Origin of the sequence: Mesorhizobium sp. M7A.F.Ca.CA.002.15.2.1, from assembly GCF_003998715.1 — a bacterium.
Lineage (GTDB): Bacteria > Pseudomonadota > Alphaproteobacteria > Rhizobiales > Rhizobiaceae > Mesorhizobium > Mesorhizobium ciceri.
The window spans coordinates 1-2,570 of sequence record NZ_RZPI01000745.1 but is presented as its reverse complement, the minus strand read 5'-3'; the positions used below and the strand labels follow the sequence as shown (position 1 = coordinate 2,570).

The 2,570-nt window shown below is 62.2% G+C and carries 4 protein-coding genes; all 4 read left to right on the top strand.

The annotated features are described in order from the left end of the window. Positions 1-128: 128 nt before the first annotated feature. Positions 129-1,130, top strand: coding sequence for an Ldh family oxidoreductase (locus ENZ74_RS28590; RefSeq protein ID WP_063170442.1), 1,002 nt, complete (start codon positions 129-131; stop codon positions 1,128-1,130). 240 nt (positions 1,131-1,370) lie between these two features. Next, positions 1,371-1,652, top strand: a complete 282-nt coding sequence (locus tag ENZ74_RS28585) for a hypothetical protein (protein WP_013528193.1) — start codon at positions 1,371-1,373, stop codon at positions 1,650-1,652. Positions 1,653-1,848: 196 nt separating this feature from the next. Then, positions 1,849-2,301 (top strand): DoxX family protein, encoded by a 453-nt coding sequence (locus ENZ74_RS28580; protein WP_013528194.1) that lies wholly within the window; start codon positions 1,849-1,851, stop codon positions 2,299-2,301. Positions 2,302-2,394: 93 nt separating this feature from the next. Then, positions 2,395-2,570: NAD-dependent epimerase/dehydratase family protein (locus tag ENZ74_RS28575; protein WP_127313171.1), on the top strand; the 176-nt coding region annotated here is incomplete at its 3' end.

Here is a 2,570-nt window from a genome sequence, read left to right as displayed (position 1 = left end):
GGAGTAGGGGAGTAGGGGAGTAGGGGAGTATCGGGCCACTATCCACATTCACATTTCCATCCCCATTCGCTATTCACTGCCCACTGTCCCGTACTCCCCTATTCCCCTACTCCCCTAGGACGGCCATGATGCAACTCAGTCTCGACCAGGCAAAAGGACTGTGCCGGATGGCGGCACTTGGCGCCGGCGCCAATGAGGAAGCGGCGCAATCGCTCACTGCTTCGATCATATCAGCCGAGGCCGAAGGGCTTTCCTCGGTCGGTCTGTCGCATTTCATCGACTATCTCGAGGCGCTGGAAGCCGGACGCATCGACGGCAATGCCGACCCGGTGATCACACGGCCGGCGCTGGCAGTCTATCTCTCCGATGCACGCGGCGGGCTGGCGCATACCGGCTTCGACCGCAACATCGACGACCTCGCCAAGGCGGCAAAGCTGTTCGGTGTCGCCATCTTCTCGCAGAAGAACGCCTATACATGCGGCGCGCTCGGCTATTTCACCGGAAGGCTGGCAGCACAAGGACTGGTGTCGTTCGCAGCCACCAACGGCCCGGCCGTGCTTGCCGGCTCGGGCTCGGTCAAGCCGGTCTACTGCACCAACCCGATGTCGTTTGCCGCGCCTGCCGCCGACGGGGCGCCGCTGGTCATCGACCAGTCGTCGAGCGCCACCGCTTTCGTCAACATCCGCAAAGCGGCCGAGGACGGCAAGACAATCCCGGAAGGCTGGGCACTGGACGCCAGCGGCAATCCGACCACCGATCCCGCCGCCGCCATGAAGGGTGCAATGCTCGCCTTCGGCGGTCAGCGCGGCGCCAACATCGCGCTGATGGTCGAGGTGCTGGCGGCGGGCCTGTCGGGCGCCAACTGGTCGCTCGACGCGCCATGGTTCAGCGGCGGGCCGGACAGCCCCGGCACGGGACTGTTCGTGCTTGCTATCGAACCCAAGCTGCTCGATCCAGATTTCGAGCAACGAATGAAGGACCAGCTTGACCGGCTGCGGCGGCGCTTCGGCGTGCATGTGCCCGGTCGTGCCCGCGCAGAGGCCGCCGAGAAGGCGCAAGCGCGCGGCATTACCGCATCGAAGGCCGTGGTGCAGCGCATTTCCGAATTCGCTGCACGCTATTCTTCCTGAATATTATTAAATATCAATTAGTTATCTGGAATTCGTCCGCCGCAGGCGCGGCGCAGTGCGATTTTCTTTGCGCGCCGCTGAACCTTTCCGCGCCTTGCTGCGACCCAGCTTTGTCCAGGGCAAGGCGAGCTTGCCCGATCCACACCGAGGGAAGCAGCAAACCGAAATCGAAAGCCTGCATCACGCGAAGGCCGGTCCTTCGCGCTTCGGAAAACTCAACCCAAATCAAAGGAAATTGCCATGACCAACACCAAGATCACCATGCTGACCGCCGTCCTTCTGCTCGGCTCGTTCATGGGCGCCACACAGGCAGCCACCCTGAAGGCCGCACCGGTCAAGCCGTCCAGCCCGGGTGTCATCGCTGCCCCGAGCGGCGGGGCCACCGAAGACCACTACTGCAAGAACGGCCATGCAAAATTCGCCAATTGCAGCGCTGATTTCGTCGCCGCCTGCAAGAAGGTTGGTGGCACCATGTCGGATGTTCAGGGCTGGGGTGGGCGTACTTGCTTCACGCCCTCCTGATACCGTCTCAGGTCAGGCCGCGCCGTCGGCCCCTGGCTTCGCATGGATGTCACCCGGAAAACCCCGCTTCGGCGGGGTTTTCTGCGTTTTGATCGCACGATGGTAAAACATTCTCGTTTTGGTCAACTTTTGTTTATTTGACTTCGACCAACCTGATCGGCCGTTTGCGCTGATTGAGCAAAACAGAGGAGCTACAATGTCGGCAAGCACGGACAATCCCCGCAACGCCCTTGTCATCCCGGTCCTTGGCAGGTTTTACGCGGCCCTGCACGATGGTGCCGAAACCGTTCTTCGCGTCGTCGCCGGCGGGTTTCTCGCCATCCACGGTTCGCAGAAGATCACCAATCCTTTCGGCGCTGCCGAGATGGTCGAGGGTCTCGGCTTCTATCCGGGCGCGTTGTGGTCGTTGCTTCTGGCCTGCACTGAATTCTTTGGCGGCATCTTCATCGCCATCGGCTTTTTGACGCGGCCGGCCGCCTTTGCCGGCCTGTTCGTGCTGCTGGTCACGGTCTGGTTCCACTGGGTCACCATGGGCCAAGGCTATTCGGGTGCGGAAAAGTCGCTGCTGTGGGCAGCGATCCTGCTCTTCTTCGTCATTCGCGGCGGCAACCGCCATTCGGTCGACAACCGTATCGGCAAAGCGTTCTGACAGGCTGATAGCGACGACGCGTCGCCCTTTGCCTTTGGCACGAAACGGATTATGAAACGGCTTCAGCCAAGCCTGCGAGCGCCGGAGCCAGCCATGACCGAAATCCTGCAGACCCCAAAGCTCGTCGTCGTCTTTGGCGGGTCAGGCTTTGTCGGCCGCCATGTCGTGCGCGCGTTGGCCAAGCGCGGCTATCGCATCCGGGTCGCCTGCCGGCGGCCCGATCTCGCCGGCCATTTGCAGCCGCTCGGCAATGTCGGCCAGATCCAGCC

What these genes read in the sequence shown, in the direction of transcription:
- ENZ74_RS28590 (WP_063170442.1), top strand. Translation starts at nt 129, where the DNA reads ATGCAACTCAGTCTCGACCAGGCAAAAGGACTGTGCCGGATGGCGGCA.
- ENZ74_RS28585 (WP_013528193.1), top strand. Translation starts at nt 1,371, where the DNA reads ATGACCAACACCAAGATCACCATGCTGACCGCCGTCCTTCTGCTCGGC.
- ENZ74_RS28580 (WP_013528194.1), top strand. Translation starts at nt 1,849, where the DNA reads ATGTCGGCAAGCACGGACAATCCCCGCAACGCCCTTGTCATCCCGGTC.